The sequence below is a fragment of the Paenibacillus sp. YAF4_2 genome (genome assembly GCF_052113225.1).
Taxonomy (GTDB): Bacteria; Bacillota; Bacilli; order Paenibacillales; family Paenibacillaceae; genus Pristimantibacillus.
On the sequence record NZ_JBFRCT010000011.1, the window covers coordinates 229,973 to 244,617 of the forward strand.

14 protein-coding genes are annotated in these 14,645 nt (G+C 48.9%); 3 read left to right on the plus strand and 11 right to left on the minus strand.

All coding sequences use genetic code 11. The features are described 5' to 3' along the window. Window positions 1-66: 66 nt before the first annotated feature. Complete coding sequence (locus tag AB4Y93_RS24225; RefSeq protein WP_441895795.1) at window positions 67-570, plus strand: hypothetical protein; 504 nt, start codon at window positions 67-69, stop codon at window positions 568-570. Between the two features lie 125 nt (window positions 571-695). Here the strand turns inward: AB4Y93_RS24225 and AB4Y93_RS24230 are convergent, their stop codons facing one another. Next, window positions 696-974 (minus strand): hypothetical protein, encoded by a 279-nt coding sequence (locus tag AB4Y93_RS24230; RefSeq protein WP_441895797.1) that lies wholly within the window; start codon window positions 972-974, stop codon window positions 696-698. 163 nt (window positions 975-1,137) lie between these two features. On the opposite strand from AB4Y93_RS24230, the gene AB4Y93_RS24235 reads away from it, so the two are divergent. Beyond that, window positions 1,138-3,399 carry an ATP-binding protein gene (locus tag AB4Y93_RS24235; RefSeq protein ID WP_441895799.1) on the plus strand — a complete coding sequence of 754 codons (2,262 nt, stop codon included), beginning with the start codon at window positions 1,138-1,140 and terminating at the stop codon, window positions 3,397-3,399. Here AB4Y93_RS24235 and AB4Y93_RS24240 read toward each other — a convergent pair. The 5 genes from AB4Y93_RS24240 to AB4Y93_RS24260 all read right to left on the minus strand — a co-directional run bounded on the left by AB4Y93_RS24240 (window position 3,396) and on the right by AB4Y93_RS24260 (window position 9,688). After that, window positions 3,396-4,274, minus strand: coding sequence for an ABC transporter ATP-binding protein (locus AB4Y93_RS24240; protein ID WP_441895801.1), 879 nt, complete (start codon window positions 4,272-4,274; stop codon window positions 3,396-3,398). The two genes, AB4Y93_RS24235 and AB4Y93_RS24240, sit on opposite strands and share 4 nt — an antisense overlap. Window positions 4,275-4,277: 3 nt before the next feature. Continuing rightward, window positions 4,278-7,121, minus strand: coding sequence for an FtsX-like permease family protein (locus AB4Y93_RS24245; RefSeq protein ID WP_441895803.1), 2,844 nt, complete (start codon window positions 7,119-7,121; stop codon window positions 4,278-4,280). A 36-nt stretch (window positions 7,122-7,157) separates the two neighbouring features. Then, window positions 7,158-8,180, minus strand: a complete 1,023-nt coding sequence (locus AB4Y93_RS24250) for an efflux RND transporter periplasmic adaptor subunit (protein WP_441895805.1) — start codon at window positions 8,178-8,180, stop codon at window positions 7,158-7,160. Further along, the gene (locus AB4Y93_RS24255) at window positions 8,158-8,892 is read right to left on the minus strand and encodes an ABC transporter ATP-binding protein (RefSeq protein ID WP_167281100.1); all 735 of its coding nucleotides are present in this window, start codon (window positions 8,890-8,892) and stop codon (window positions 8,158-8,160) included. The genes AB4Y93_RS24250 and AB4Y93_RS24255 overlap by 23 nt, the downstream gene beginning before the upstream one ends. A gap of 235 nt (window positions 8,893-9,127) precedes the next feature. After that, window positions 9,128-9,688 carry a CatB-related O-acetyltransferase gene (locus AB4Y93_RS24260; RefSeq protein ID WP_441895870.1) on the minus strand — a complete coding sequence of 187 codons (561 nt, stop codon included), beginning with the start codon at window positions 9,686-9,688 and terminating at the stop codon, window positions 9,128-9,130. Window positions 9,689-9,890: 202 nt separating this feature from the next. On the opposite strand from AB4Y93_RS24260, the gene AB4Y93_RS24265 reads away from it, so the two are divergent. Next, window positions 9,891-10,730, plus strand: coding sequence for a lipoate--protein ligase family protein (locus AB4Y93_RS24265; RefSeq protein WP_441895807.1), 840 nt, complete (start codon window positions 9,891-9,893; stop codon window positions 10,728-10,730). A gap of 97 nt (window positions 10,731-10,827) precedes the next feature. On the opposite strand, the gene AB4Y93_RS24270 is transcribed toward AB4Y93_RS24265, so the two are convergent. From AB4Y93_RS24270 to AB4Y93_RS24290, 5 genes are all read right to left on the minus strand, one after another. Then, on the minus strand, window positions 10,828-11,607 hold the full coding sequence (locus tag AB4Y93_RS24270; RefSeq protein ID WP_441895809.1) for a hypothetical protein: 780 nt from the start codon (window positions 11,605-11,607) through the stop codon (window positions 10,828-10,830). 3 nt (window positions 11,608-11,610) lie between these two features. Next, the gene (locus AB4Y93_RS24275) at window positions 11,611-12,363 is read right to left on the minus strand and encodes a GTP pyrophosphokinase (protein WP_441895811.1); all 753 of its coding nucleotides are present in this window, start codon (window positions 12,361-12,363) and stop codon (window positions 11,611-11,613) included. A 100-nt stretch (window positions 12,364-12,463) separates the two neighbouring features. Then, window positions 12,464-13,336 (minus strand): PhzF family phenazine biosynthesis protein, encoded by an 873-nt coding sequence (locus AB4Y93_RS24280; protein WP_441895813.1) that lies wholly within the window; start codon window positions 13,334-13,336, stop codon window positions 12,464-12,466. Window positions 13,337-13,412: 76 nt separating this feature from the next. Continuing rightward, complete coding sequence (locus AB4Y93_RS24285) at window positions 13,413-13,853, minus strand: threonine/serine exporter family protein (protein ID WP_441895814.1); 441 nt, start codon at window positions 13,851-13,853, stop codon at window positions 13,413-13,415. A 17-nt stretch (window positions 13,854-13,870) separates the two neighbouring features. Further along, entirely contained in the window at window positions 13,871-14,644 is a 774-nt protein-coding gene (locus AB4Y93_RS24290; RefSeq protein ID WP_441895816.1) for a threonine/serine exporter family protein, read from the minus strand. Window position 14,645 lies beyond the last annotated feature (1 nt).

The window sequence follows — 14,645 nt, forward strand, 5'->3', positions numbered from 1 at the left end:
GTGACCTATAGAATGAGGACTTCTCAAAATTGCCATGATATGCTGTACCTAAAGGAGATGAGCGCAATGAATAAAAGGTCCATTTTTGGTCCTGTTTTAATTCTACTTGGTGCATACTTACTGTTGAATAAAGGAACTACCTTCGGTCCAGGCAATCTATTTGGGTATTTCTGGCCAAGCTTATTCGTTATACCACTAGGGTTATTTTTCCACTGGCTGTATTTTTCTGTAACGGGTCGGAAAGGTATCGGTGTCCTGATCCCCGGCGGTATCCTGCTGGTCGCAGGCATAACTTCACAGATCGCCATGCTGTTTGATAACTGGGTATACATGTGGCCAGGTTATATTATCGCGGTGGCTGCTGGTCTATTCGAGTTCTATTGGTTCGGCAATCGTAACAAATGGCTCCTCATTCCGATTAATATTCTTGTTGTCCTCGGTCTGCTTTTCTTCGCCGTATTCTCGCTTGGTTCGTTCCTCAATCATGTGGAGACGTTCCGTCCATTCCTGGCTATAGCCCTGATTATTCTTGGTGGTGCAGCGCTGGTCATTCGCCGCAGAGAGCACTAAATAAGCAAGAAAGGAGCAGCTTCATGGCGAAGCCTGCTCCTTTGTTCTATCTGCCTTCCGGCAGCAGGGCATTACCATCCGGACTATAGCGATACCGCTCGACCCGCTCAGCTGTCCAGCCGGCTTCAAACCACCCGTTGGCTTTGTCGTCCATCCTTCTCATCTAGCACATCATTCACCGCACACTTGGCGCCGCATAACCCACTGACGAGCACAACCCGCCTGCCGAATAGCTGTTCTTCGTTTACTGTTATTTCCTGTACATAGGTAACATCACCGATTGGCCCGATTGCGACCATTTGAGCATCAACAAGCTGGCCCAAATACACTTCTGAGGACTGACGATTTTTGGAATATACAAACAGCTGCTGGTCGAGCTTTCTTTGAGCGATAGCGAATACCATATATAAGTTCGCATCACATACTCTTCCATTCTTTTGAATATTTAAGATAATGTCGTTTCATTCGACACAATCCGCTATGTTCCTGCTTACTTAACTGCGATATACTAGATTCCGTATTGAAAAACTATTATAGCTGAGCAAAACTCTCAGGAGGAATACCGTTTTGTCTATCAAGACCAAACTTGCATGGTTCATATCAATGACCGTTATTGTCATCTTAAGTTTAAATCTATCGATTTATTATTTCACGACCTCATCTCAGCTCAAGAAGGATGCTGAGCAGCAAATGATCGGCATTGCCAAGCAGATTGGCGAGACCCTAGATTCCGCGCAGAAATCCAAGCAGCTTATTGAAGATTCCCTTGGTGATAAAATCCGAATTGCAGCCATTGAAGCACAAACGAAGCTTGATCCCGACATTAGCAAAATAAGCGCGGAGCAGCTCGTGCAGTTGAGCAAAGAGCTCGGCGTTGATCATATCACGTTATGGGCGAAGGCGGGTAATGACATTACCGTACAGAAGTCGTCCAATCCCAAGGTTATTGGAGCTAGCTCGAAAGCGCTGGGCTACTGGTATACCGCTTTTAGTCAGCTGTTTGATTTACGCCAGGTCATCATCCCTCAAGGTCAGAAGCTGAATCATTTCTGGTCACCTCCAATAACGATCATCCCGTCCGATCTTAATGATGTGAACAAGCTTGGCTTTTATTATGATGACAAGAGCAACTATATAATTAATCCGATAGTTCATGCTGGTGCTTTCTTTGATCTCGAGAACTTGAAGAGCAGCGATGCCATTGCGCAGCAAATTATCGAAGATAATTCTTCTATTCTGGAACTCTCCGGTTTTGATCCTGCCTTTTATCATGACCCTCAGTTCATCGCTTTGAAGGAAAAAGTTCCTCCGTTTAAGCTCGATGACCAAAGTATCATATTCGGGCATTACAACTATGTAGACGAGCATGACTACACGAATCTTATGAAAGCTGATCAGACCGGAGACACGATTACGATCAAGTCAAAGATTCATGATCATAAGGTAATGAAGAGCTTTATCCCTATGTCCGGCGCCAGCAAGTCCGTTATCGTCGTGAACTTTGACTATGACGCTATAAGCAAGCCGCTGTTCCATCAACTTCTCATCCAGGCTTTAATCTCACTTGGTTTAATCATTGTGACCCTTGCGGCCAGCTCATTTATTGCAGGATTTATGATACGAACACTGCAGCTCATTCTCAACCGGGTGAATGAGATTTCGCGGGGTAATTTCGGGGAACAAATTCTGATTGAAAGCGATAATGAATTTGGCAAACTTGCCTCAAGAGTCAATACGATGAGCCATAATTTGCAAAGCTACAGAACACAGCTCACAGAAGCGGCGAGAGAACTGCGGCATACCAAAGAATACTTAGAATCCTTTGTTAATAACACTTCGGATGCCATCCACGTCGTGGACCTTAGTGGGAAAACCATTGATATCAATAAAGCATTCGAGAGTATGTTTGGCTGGAGCCTTGAAGAAGCGCTTGATCAGAAGCTTGCCATGCTAACTCCAGAGCTTCTGGATAATTTTATTGAGAAAAGTAATCTCGTCCTGAACGGCGGACAAGTAACGGACTATGAAACCATCTTGTACGATAAGTACGGCTCTCCGGTTGAAGTCAGCGTGACACTGTCGGGCATACGTGATGAACAAGGCCGGATCGTTGCTTTCTCATCCATTTCCCGGGATATCGCAGAACGCAAACGGACCGAGGAAATCTTACGCCGTTCCGAGAAGCTGTCAGTCGTCGGGCAGCTTGCAGCGGGCGTAGCCCACGAGGTTCGCAATCCACTTACTACACTGCGCGGCTTCGTTCAGCTGCTTCAGAAGGATGGTAAGCTGGACAAATCGTACTTGAATATTATGCTCTCTGAGCTCGACCGCATTAACCTGATCGTCAGCGAGTTTCTTGTCTTTGCAAAGCCACAGGCGGACCGTTATAAGGAAGTTGATCTGTACACCATTATGAATGATATCGTCGTACTGCTCGATTCGGAGGCAAATATTCATAATATTCAAATGAAGACCTGCCTCGAGCCTGGCATTCCTCCGCTGAGATGCGAGTCCAATCAGCTTAAGCAGGTGCTCGTCAATGTGCTCAAGAATGGCATGGAAGCGATGCCTGACGGAGGAGAATTGTCCCTAGAGCTGATTCGTGAGACGGAAAATATGATTCTCATGCGGATAACCGATGAAGGAATCGGTATTCCAGAGGATGATCTGGTCCGGCTCGGCGAGCCTTTCTTCACAAGAAAAGCCGAGGGCAATGGCCTCGGCTTGATGATTAGTCAACAAATTATACAGCATCATAAAGGAAACATTCAGTACAGCAGTAAGCTTGGCTTAGGGACTTGTGTTGAAATTCGTATTCCGCTTCATTAGCCTTCTTCAGGAGGAGACAGCATAATTCTGCCGTTCTCGATCTCCACCCTCGCTTTACGATGATCCTTAAATCCGGCCGCTTCCAAATAGCCTGCAGGCACTTGGAGGCGGCCTGCTTTGTCTAATACCGCATATTCTACATGGGATTCCTTCTCGCTCTCCCCTTCCGTCAGCTCTGCCAGCTCCTCCAAATAGGATTTGCGGCGCAGCATCTCGGAAGAGATCTTGCCATCCCGAATAGATACGACTCGATCAACCTTGCGGGCTAGTTCCGGGTCATGCGTTACGATTACGACCGTAAGGCCAAGCTCCCGGTTCAGCTTACGGAACAACTCCAGAATTTGAGCAGCCATCTTCGTATCGACCGAACCGGTCGGCTCGTCGGCTAGCAGTAATCGCGGATGATTAGCGAGTGCAATGGCAATAGCTACCCGCTGCTGCTCTCCTCCGGACAGCTGCTGCAGCTTATGATGAGCGCGGTGGGAGAGACCCACTGCCTCTAGCAGCTCCCGCGCCCGCTGCTGCTTGCGTCGGCCGTTCAGCAGAATCGGCAGCTCCACATTTTGCTGAGCCGTAAGATAAGGAATAAGGTTCCGGGCGTTATTTTGCCAGACAAAGCCTACACTCTCCCTTTTGTACCGGACAAAGTCCTTTTCCTTAAACTTCATCAGATCCTTGCCATCCACAAACAGGCTGCCTGCTGTCGGGCGGTCGAGCCCGCCCAGCATATTAAGCAGAGTGGATTTACCGCTGCCGCTGTTGCCGATAATCGCCATCAGCTCACCAGCCTCCACATGGAGGTCAAGGCCTTGCAGCGCGAACACTTCCAGCTCGTTTGCCTTGTAGATTTTGACCAATCCTTCGCATTGTATCAAAGGTTAATCCTCCCCCAGCTTAATCGCCTGATGAATTTTGAGTCGCGAGAGCATGTAGCCAAGAATAATGAGTCCGATTAGAATGGTCGACCCTACAAAGATATAAATGCGAATCGAATCGATTGGATCCACCATGACGCGGAACGGCGGCACCAGCTTCTGTGCATCAAAGGCATTCTGGAATAAAGGAACAAACAGCCGGCTAGTCGTAAGCCCCGTCACCAGACCGATCACAATCGCTGCTCCGGATGTAAGCGCCTGCTCAACCGTAAGCATCCCGATCAATTGACGAAGCGATAAACCCATCGCCCGCATGATGCCGTTCTGCAGCATTCTGCCACGAAGAATTAGCGTCCAGTAGAGCAGGAAGCCCGCAAAGCTAATCACAAGCGAAATAATAAAACCGAGGGTTAATGTCCCGTTGACCGCCATCAGGAACGGATCCGACTTCGCGGTGTTCAGCTCGCTCCTTGTATCTTTGATATCTACGATTCCTAGATTCTTATCTTCAATATCCCGGTACAGTGAATTGACGCTCGCGCCTGGCTTCATCTTCAACCACACCTGATAAGGCTCCAGAGACAGATAGGTCTGAATTTGTAAGCGGCTGGCCACAATTAGCTTCGGCGCTGGTGCCTCGGCATCCCGAGGGTTCGGATTAAAGCCAGGGAAATAATCAACAATGCCATAAACAACAAATGGCTGCATGTCGATATTCTCCCACCCGACCCAGATCGTATCTCCGGGCTTCAATTCCTCCTGATCTGCCAGCGTCTTCGAGATCAGCACCGCGTTCTGCGCGGCTGCCATCAGGTTCAAATAGTCATAATACGGATAATCAAGCAGGTCATCACGGAACCAGGACGTCTCTCCGAATTCATCGGAGTCGATTCCCATGAGCTTCACCTCGCCGGAACCTTTTTCCGTACTGTATGAGGCATCATTACGAATATATACCTTTGCCGTACTCTCTACACCTGCCAGCTTGGTGTATGGATCAAACGGCGGCTCTGAGTAATGAATGACCGGAGCGGTGAGTGTTACACCTGCGCCTTGCTGCGGCGCTCCTCCCGGTACCTCCGGCGGCTTATCGTTCGGCCAATTCGCCTGAAGCACGACGTCCGCACCATTCGCATAACGTATACGGTCATCCGCATTATGGTTAATCGTACGAGCGGCACTCGCGCTGAACATCCCTGTCGCAATCGTCATCATTAGAAACACCATTAAAAACTGGTAGCCTGCGCTCGAGCGTCCAACTTGAATAAGCGTCGCGTACATGGAAGGCGGCCACCATTTGCGCCCGATCCAGTAGACTAGTCTTAAAAAATAAGGATAAACACGCAGAAGCAGCATTCCCGCGCCAAGAATAAATAAAGCAGGTACAGCAAATTGCAAAGGATCAATATGCAGCGCCTCATTATCAAGCCCAAGGGTCTGCAGCGTCTTCATCCGTTCTTGGAATACCCGAAGGCCGTACAAAGAAACGGCAAGGGCAATGACATCAAGGAACAGCTTATGCCAAAACGGCGTCTGCTGCATTCTGGCCATTTGCTGCTTATGACCAACAATCGTTGTTCTTGTCGCGAAGATAACCGGTACAAGCATAACGATCAGGGCAATAACTGCTGCAGCTGCTGCGTAGAGGTATACTTCACTATTCAGATGAACGCGGACCCCGGAGCGTTGAACGAAGGACATGAATCCATTCGAGGAACCAAGCACCTTCGTCAGGAACAGCCCGAGTGGAGGTCCCGCAGCTACAGCTATCGCGCCAAGAAGGACATATTCCACCAAATAGGAGAGCATGATCTGCCAACGGGCAGCTCCGCGGCTCCGCAGAACGGCGATCTCGTTCTTTTGCCGATTCGTAATTAGATTCGATACCATAAAGACATACAAGCCAAGCATAGCCAGCACCGGCACGTTAAGTGACCACATCAGAATGCGCAAATTCTCCGAGCTCTTGAAGTATCGTTCAATGACATCCACATATTGCGCTTCAAGTGTGTAATGATAGCTTGTTTTCACTTGCGCCTTCAGCAGTGCAGCAGCCTGTAAATACTGATCAATATTGTTAAGCTCAAAATCCTCATACTTCGGCACGAGATGCCAGGCATTCGAATTCACAAGAAGGCGATGCGTCTGAATAAACTCCTTATCAAGCACGTCGCTGTTCAGCACGAGGGAGTTGGTGAACGATCCTAAATCCGGTGATAGGAAGAAGAGATCATCATCTTCCTTCTTCGTGATGACACCAACCGGCTTCACGCGGACAGCGGTTTTATTCAAATCTTCAAAGACGAACGTGGAATCCAGTACGGTATGCAGGTTGTTCAGTCCTTTTTCCGTAACAAGCACTTCATAGACCCCATCCACCGGTTCGCTTGCCGGCATCCTTCCGTCAATCAGCTTAATATGCTCCTCCAGCCCATTCACGGCAACCAGACTTGTCCGGAACACTTTCTTCTTCTCATCCGGAGGGGGCGGGAGCTCTGAACTAAGGTCAAAGGAGGAAGTCGTCAGATCCATTGTTTTCTCGAGCAGGGCAACCGGGTACAACGGAAGCACTTTATCCTTCATAAACCGCTGATTCGTCTGCATCTGCTTGATACGCTGCTCTGCATTATTGACCCCGATATAAGTGAATCTCATATTCATCGTGCCCGGGTAGGAGCTTAGCTTCGAGTTTTCCAGCTCCTTCACAAGCATACGGGATAGAATGGCTTCGGTATAAGTCGGAATGCTGGAGACCAAGCCAACCGTAATGACAAGTCCGATCAGCAAGCTGAGCTCCAGCCATTTGTTTTGCGTCATTTTACGCACAATCATGGACAATAAAGCCACGGGTAAGCCTCCACTCTGCAAAAAATATAAATTGAATTAGTTCAGAACGATCGTTTGGCCTTCCTTCAGCCCGCGTAAAATTTCCACTTCTGTCGATGATTGAATGCCAACCTCGACATCGACTTCCCGTAATGCTTTCCCCTCGAGCACCCGGACGAACGTACGTCCCAGATACGAGCGCAATCCACTTTTTGGTATAAGAACGGCGTTCTTGTGCTCTACTAATACAATAGATACATTCGCGCTCGAGCCAATCTCCACTCCCTCGGGGAGTTTGTCCACTGTCGCATATAAGGTGCTGGCATATCTTGATTTCAAATCTGCATCAGTCGTCACTGGAGCCGAGGCAGGGGTCTGTACGACTTTGCCGGTCGACTCATAATCATTACCTGCTGTAATAACTGCGCTCATTCCTACATCTACTTCACCAATACTGCCTGCATCGGAAGAACGGTAGGCAAATCGCAGCTTCGTTGGATCAGCTACTCTTACAAGCGTCTGATAGGGCTGTACAAAATCACCCTCTACAAGCTCTTCTACAAAGACAACCTGACCGTTCATGGTTGCCCTCAGCTTACTCTGCTCATCGGTCTGCTCCAGCTTCTCCAGCTTCAGCTTCTCAATCTCCAGCTGCAGCTCGGCCATATGCCTTTCCTCTTCGCTGCCGCTCTGCTTCGCCTGCTTTACCGCATAGCCCGCGCGCTCCACCCCCAGCTTCTGCTCCAGCAGCTGTACATCAAGTCCGTCAACGACCAGTTCTGCTAGCAGATCGCCCTTTTTCACTTCATCCCCGGACGAAACGTATAATTTCTTCAGCCTGCCGCCTTGGGATTTGAACTGGGCAAGCTCGCTTTCGGTTGATTCAAAGATACCGGACCCTCTTACTTCACGGCGGATGTCTCCCATCTTCACCTCATCGGTTGAATAATTCTGCTCTGCAGGCTTCACCAGCGGCGGCTTAAGCGGCTCCTCCTCGTTAGGAATAAGTGAGCAGCCAGCAAGTAAGGACAAGCTAACAAGCAATGACATCGCCAAACTATAGTTTCGCAGCTTCAACAATGGTCCCATCCTCCAATTCATAGACTTCATCCACAATTTCCATAATGGCCGGGTCATGTGTCGTCATGACGATTGTCATTCCCTCTTCCCGTACCAAATTACGCAGCACGCTTAAAATATGTAGACCTGTCCGGCTGTCGAGCTCCGCGGTTGGCTCATCGGCAAGCAGCAGCTTTGGCTTATGAGCAATTGCCCGGGCAATGGCTGTACGCTGCTGCTCGCCGCCGGACATCTCGAACGGACGGTGATGCATCCGCGGCTTAAGCCCGACATAGTCGAGTGCTTGCAAAGCCGCTTCCTTCCTTGCGGAAGCAGGTACACCCGCGATCCGCATCGCAAACTCCACGTTCTCATAAGCGGACATGAGCGGAAATAACGCAAAGGATTGGAATATTAGCCCCATCTGCGTTCTGCGAATATCTCCACGTGCTTTGTCTGACAGCCCGCTTAATACCTGGCCGTCAAAATTCACGGTCCCTTCTGTCGGCAAGTCGAGTGCGCCTAGTAAATTCAGAAGTGTTGTTTTACCAGAGCCCGAACGTCCCTTCAAGGCGACAAGCCGCCCCCGCGCAATCGATAGATTAACGCCCTGCAGGACAACTGCAGCGCCGGTACCGCGGCCAAATGTACGCTTCAAGCCCTCTACTTGGAGCAAGGTCTGCTCTGCTGTGAACGGCTCATATTCCCTGGCGTACTGGGGAGAATCTGTCATTTTGCTCAACCCCTTTTCTTTCTTTGGAACTATTGATATTCGTCTATGATGTAACCGCTGTCAAAATTCGTCGTCGCCTTGGATTTTACAGGAACTTACAGATGGTGTAAATGCCATTTTTATAGGGTTTATAGCAATGACCATATAAGACGTAAAAAAGAGCATACCCCGGGTCAATGTCATTAAGTTAAGTTTCTATCTTAATGACATTGACCCAGGGCTGCTCCTTCCCAATCTATCCCTTCCCAAGCCTTGTGCAATAACGGAAGAAAGGCTTCAGGTTCTCCTGTTGTAGAAGCGGAACGGCCGCTTCAATCTGATGGGTCTCCCAATCCCACCACTTCACCTGCATCAGTCTCTCAATAACATCAGGCGGAAAACGGTACTTTATAATGCGCGCAGGGTTACCGCCAACAATCGCATACGGAGGAACGTCCTTCGTCACCAATGCATGAGTCCCTACAATAGCCCCATGACCAATGGTTACCCCGGACAATATCGTTGCATAATGCCCGATCCAGACATCATTACCGATCGTGACATTGCCGTTGGTCTTGGCTCCCTCCGTAAAGTGCTGCGTCATATACGCGGTAAAAGGGAACGTCGACACCCACTCGTAATGATGGTTGCCGCCCAAAAAAATCGTTGCCGTGTTCGATACGGAACAAAACCTGCCGATTGTCGCAATCGTATTTTCCGTCCACGACAATACGATAGGCGTGCCCATCGTATAGGGGCCGATAAACAATTTATTGTTAACCTGGCGAGGTGGCAGCATATCTAATATATATTTCATGTTGCTCACTATTTCATCACTCTCCGAGATGTCATCATATCTGGCTTCATGAGCAGTATATTCATAGAATGCTCGTTCCGTACAGGCTATACCCGGCAGGCAGCGGCGGATATATGGCTGCAGCTCGCATGCCTTGTCACAGCGGGATGGGATTAGTATGATTGGAGTATTGGAGCTGAAATAGAGAGGAAGGTGAACAGCCATGAAATGGAGTGCTATAGAGCAGCTTGGGGAGCGTAGTCTTGTCCTGCTGGATCGGATGAATGACTTCTCGGAGGAAGATCCCCTGTATGCATTTGCCTTGGACGAGCTGCTATGCAGAAGCACGGGACGTGGTGGACCAGCTGTCTGCCATGTGTGGCGCCATCCGCGCGCTTTCATTATGGGGCTGCGCGACAGCCGTTTGCCAGGTGCAGGGGCTGCGCGCAACCTGCTCGAGACAGCGGGCTGGGCAACTGCGGTCCGCAATTCCGGCGGAGCAGCTGTGCCGCTTGATACAGGCGTCGTTAATCTGTCACTCATTTTGCCAAAGAGCAATGCAATGGATTTTCACTTTCATAACAACTTCGAGCAGATGTATGAGCTGATTCGGTTAGCGCTGCAAGGGTCCGGCAAGCAGGTGGACAAGGGCGAGATCACTGGTGCATACTGCCCAGGCGACTTTGATTTGAGCATCGGAGGATATAAATTTTGCGGTATCGCTCAGCGGCGGCAAGCTCAGGCTATTGTTGTTCAAGCATTTATCGTAGCGGAAGGCTCAGGGGCGGAGCGCGCCCGCCTTGTCCGCTCGTTCTATAATCAGGCAGCTGCCGGCACTGATCCTGAACTTTACCCGCTAGTTGTGGAAAATAGTATGGCAAGCCTTGAGGAGCTTGCTGGGCTTGGCCCGGAGGCGGCACATGTCTTTGCGGATGCCGTGAAGCAAGTGATTGCGGAAGCTAAACTTAATGCTGGCATTACTGCCGAATCGAGCCTCATCCTGCCTTCGGCCGAGCAAATCCGTGAGATGACAGAGACATTGCATAATCGTTATGCGATATAAAAAAATAGAACATCTCACGTGAAGGAGATGCTCTACAGAAGTAAAGGCTGTCCCCATCGTCATCTTGATGACTTTGGAGACAGTCTTCATTTTTTTCTCACTCCACAATTTCAAGTTCTTCTCCAAGAAGCTCCACGAGCCTTGGAATAACCGAATCCTTGAATGTCTGCGGATGAGGAGCAGAAATAGCGAGCACCCTGCACGCTTCCTCCTGCTCCTCGGTAAAGTTGAGGAAGTAAAGGTAATCCTCCACTTGTGTATCCGGATTAACTAGTGCACAAGTAAACCACCAGTCGGTCAACTCGAAGGACTGCACAATCTCTTCTTGTGTATTAGCCCGATACCACAAGATGTTTTTCAAATATACAGGGCGTTCATACGGCAGCAGCCAAACCGAATTGGTATCCACCAATCGGCTATTCACAAAGGCTTGTGTCGTTGGATCCTGATCCTCCAGCGTGTAGTTCCCCTGCTCCTCGTATACAACAGACCCAATCTTCTTCAGCAACTCCTCATTTAATTCCTCTATAGGAACCTGTCTAAAGTAAGCTAATAGCTGATCCATCACAGACTGATTAGCCTTTGGATCACGCTCGGGTGCATAATGCTGAAGCAGTACTTCCTTTACTTTTTGACTAATCACCTGATCCCGATCATCAATGATATCCGCATGAAAATTCAGAGCAGAATCCTGAATGAGATCATCCTTATGCGGATCTTTATCCCTGTCCCAATTCGTATAGGAGAAAAGAATGTCCATTGATGGTTCATGAAAGGCTTGAATAACCTTCGCCATCGTCTCATAGGCCTCTGGCCCAAACCCTAGCTCATAACCCAGCTCTAACCGATATGGATAAGTATTTAATATCAGCTTCACGATTTATTCTCCTGCCGACTTATCACCGATCATCTCAAGCAGTGCTAATGGAATAGGGAACTTTTGGTCGTCAATTTGCAAGAGCCTGAACTGCTCCTCGGCCTCCTGCAGATTCCCTTCCTTGATTTCGCTCATCTCCTGCTGCAGCCGTTCCATCTGGCGGTCCAGAGCCGTTACCGAGTCAGCGGCAGCCTTCAGCTCCTGCACAAGTCGATCCGGCACAGCCTCGTTGTATTTGTAGAAAATTTTATGCTCCAGGCTCGCCCAGAAATCCATCGCTATCGTCCGAATCTGTACTTCAATACAAACCTGCTCTACACGGTCGGACAAAAAGACAGGCACCTCGATCAGCATATGCATGCTCTGATAACCGTTTGGTTTCGGATTCTTAATGTAATCCTTCATCTCTAGAATCTTCAGATCGGATTGCCCCTTGAGCATATCCCGAATGAGATAAATGTCCGAGATAAACGAGCATGTAATGCGTAGTCCTGCGATGTCCCGGATGTTTTCTTTAATGCTAGGCATCGAAATATCCAGGTTTTTGCGCATCAGCTTATTCATTATGCTTTCCGGCGACTTCAACCGGGATTTGGTATGTTCGATTGGGTTGTAATCATGGAGCATTTGAAATTCCTCTTTCAGAATTTCAATCTTGGTCTCCATTTCGTCTAATGCAAATTTATAAGTCATCATAAAGCGCGTGATCATTTGTTTCAGTTGGTGGAATTGTGATGATTTGTCGAGCAAATTCATGCTTCTTACCTCCTGCAGGCGGTGCAAATTTTTAGCGGCCCGTCGTATACTCACCTATTAGTATACCGTCCACGCACCAGCAATCGCAATTTTAGTGCCTTTACAGCCACTCACCTTTGGCAACCATGAATACTTTACCGCCAATTTTAATCTCGTATTCCCCGTTGTTCTCTGCGGCATCAATGAGCAGCAAGGAGTCTCGCCCAATGGAGTAACCTTGCTCTACTCGAAGCTGGATTTGGCTCTTGTTAAAAGCCTTATGCTCCAGTAGATAACCCGCCAGATTACCATTAGCACTTCCCGTTGCTGGGTCTTCATAGTATCCGGTGTCATTGATGAAAACCCGTACATGAAGATCATTCGCCTCATGAAGCGTTTCTTGTGTAAAGATAAGAATATTAGCGTCTGCTACTTCCTTGAGGAACCGCTCATACTTCTGATGATGAATAGCGCAGCGCTCGGCAGCTTCAAGAGTTTTCAATGGAACAATAACGGAAGGCAGTCCTGTCGAAGCTACTTGGATTGGGAAGCTCGTATCGATATCGTGAACACTGATCTGTAGAACGTCTGCGATAAGCGATGGTTCAATGACATCACCAAATACCGGCTGCTTTTGGGTCATCCACAATACCTGCTCTTCTCCAGGTGCAAAGGTAACTGGAATTTGCCCAACTCCTAGGTTCAATAGAACAGGATCATTATTTGCCTTCTCAAATACATGCCGGATTATATAAGCTGTTCCTAGTGACGGGTGCCCCGCAAACGGAATTTCTGCATCAGGGGTAAAGATCCGCACATCATATCCTCCATCCGTCTTTTTGTCCGACATAATAAAGGTAATCTCGGAGAAATGAAATTCTTTTGCAATCTGCTGCATTTCTGGAGTTGAGACCTCACGATCAGGCAGAAGAACAGCAAGCTGATTCCCCTGATACTTCTGCTCCGCAAACACATCTACCATATAAAACAACATAACGACTCTCTCCTCGCTTATAAAAGATAAAAGAACGCCCCACTTTCACCTGGGTACGTTCTTATGTGTTGCTGCCCTACAAGCGCTCCAGCCTTCGAATCGTCTGGTTTACGACCTCGGAGAGGACAAGACCAATGGCGATCGTTCCCGAGATCATAAACGCTTTGACGCCAAGCTGAACCGCAATATCATACTCGTTCTCCACGACCTTGCGCATCGCATCATAAGCAATACCACCAGGTACAAGCGGGATAATACCCGCTACGCTGAACACGATAATCGGGGTCTTGTACAGCTTCGCAAAGAGCTGGCTGATAATCGCCACGATAATGACGGCAACAAGCGTAGACGGGATTGCTTCCATACCCATCTCGATACAGGCCATATATAGCAGCCATCCGACCATCCCAACAACGCCGCATTGGGGCAGCATCTGCCGGGGTGCATTAAAGATAAGGCCAAAGGCTGCCGCCGAGATAAAGCTCATAATGGCTTGTTCGATCCATCCCCACGACATGCTTGTCCCTCCTCGCCTTAATAAAATGACAACGCAGCTGCGATACCAGCACCAATCGCAAAGGCCGTAAGGAATGCTTCTACCCCTTTGGACAAGCCCGATACCAGATGCCCCGCCATCAAATCCCGTACCGCATTCGTAATATGCAGCCCCGGCACAAGAGGCATAACGGAAGCAATGATCACCGTGTCCAAATCAAGGGCCAGCCCGCTCTTCACAAGCAGAATCGTCACTCCGCCGAGCAGCAAGGACGCTGCGAACTCAGCAAACAGCTTAGCTGGCACAAGCCGGTGCAGCAGCACCACACTTCCGAAGCCTAATCCGCCGGCAAGAACAGCCGCCATAAAATCATGCCACTGGCCGCCGAACATAATCAGGAAGCAGCCGCTTGCAAGAGCAGCGACCAGTACCTGCAGCAGGGCGGGGTAGGCAAAAGGTAACTCATCAATTTCCGTCAGCAGCCGGTGAGCTTCACTCACTTCCAGCTGTCCCCCGCTAATACGCCGCGAAATATCATTCACAAGCGACACCTTGCGCAAATTGATGGAGCGCTCCGAGATCCTAATCAGCCTCGTTGTTGGTACGGAGGCATCCATTGCAAACAAAATGCCGGTAGGCGTCACATAGCTCTGCGCATCCGCAATACCATAAGAGGCGGCGATCCGCACCATGGTATCCTCCACTCGGTACGTCTCACCGCCGTTTTGCAATATAATTTTGCCCGCAAGCAAACAAGTCTGTGCAATCAAATGATAGGAATTAAGAGGCTGCTCCATCACAGTGGAAGTCATG

Bases quoted from the DNA above. Each gene is read 5' to 3' on its own strand.
- AB4Y93_RS24225 (WP_441895795.1), top strand. From the start codon at position 67: ATGAATAAAAGGTCCATTTTTGGTCCTGTTTTAATTCTACTTGGTGCA.
- AB4Y93_RS24280 (WP_441895813.1), bottom strand. From the start codon at position 13,336: ATGTTGTTTTATATGGTAGATGTGTTTGCGGAGCAGAAGTATCAGGGG.
- AB4Y93_RS24290 (WP_441895816.1), bottom strand. From the start codon at position 14,644: ATGACTTCCACTGTGATGGAGCAGCCTCTTAATTCCTATCATTTGATT.
- AB4Y93_RS24255 (WP_167281100.1), bottom strand. From the start codon at position 8,892: ATGACAGATTCTCCCCAGTACGCCAGGGAATATGAGCCGTTCACAGCA.
- AB4Y93_RS24260 (WP_441895870.1), bottom strand. From the start codon at position 9,688: ATGAAATATATATTAGATATGCTGCCACCTCGCCAGGTTAACAATAAA.
- AB4Y93_RS24230 (WP_441895797.1), bottom strand. From the start codon at position 974: ATGGTATTCGCTATCGCTCAAAGAAAGCTCGACCAGCAGCTGTTTGTA.
- AB4Y93_RS24275 (WP_441895811.1), bottom strand. From the start codon at position 12,363: ATGAATTTGCTCGACAAATCATCACAATTCCACCAACTGAAACAAATG.
- AB4Y93_RS24265 (WP_441895807.1), top strand. From the start codon at position 9,891: ATGAAATGGAGTGCTATAGAGCAGCTTGGGGAGCGTAGTCTTGTCCTG.
- AB4Y93_RS24285 (WP_441895814.1), bottom strand. From the start codon at position 13,853: ATGTCGTGGGGATGGATCGAACAAGCCATTATGAGCTTTATCTCGGCG.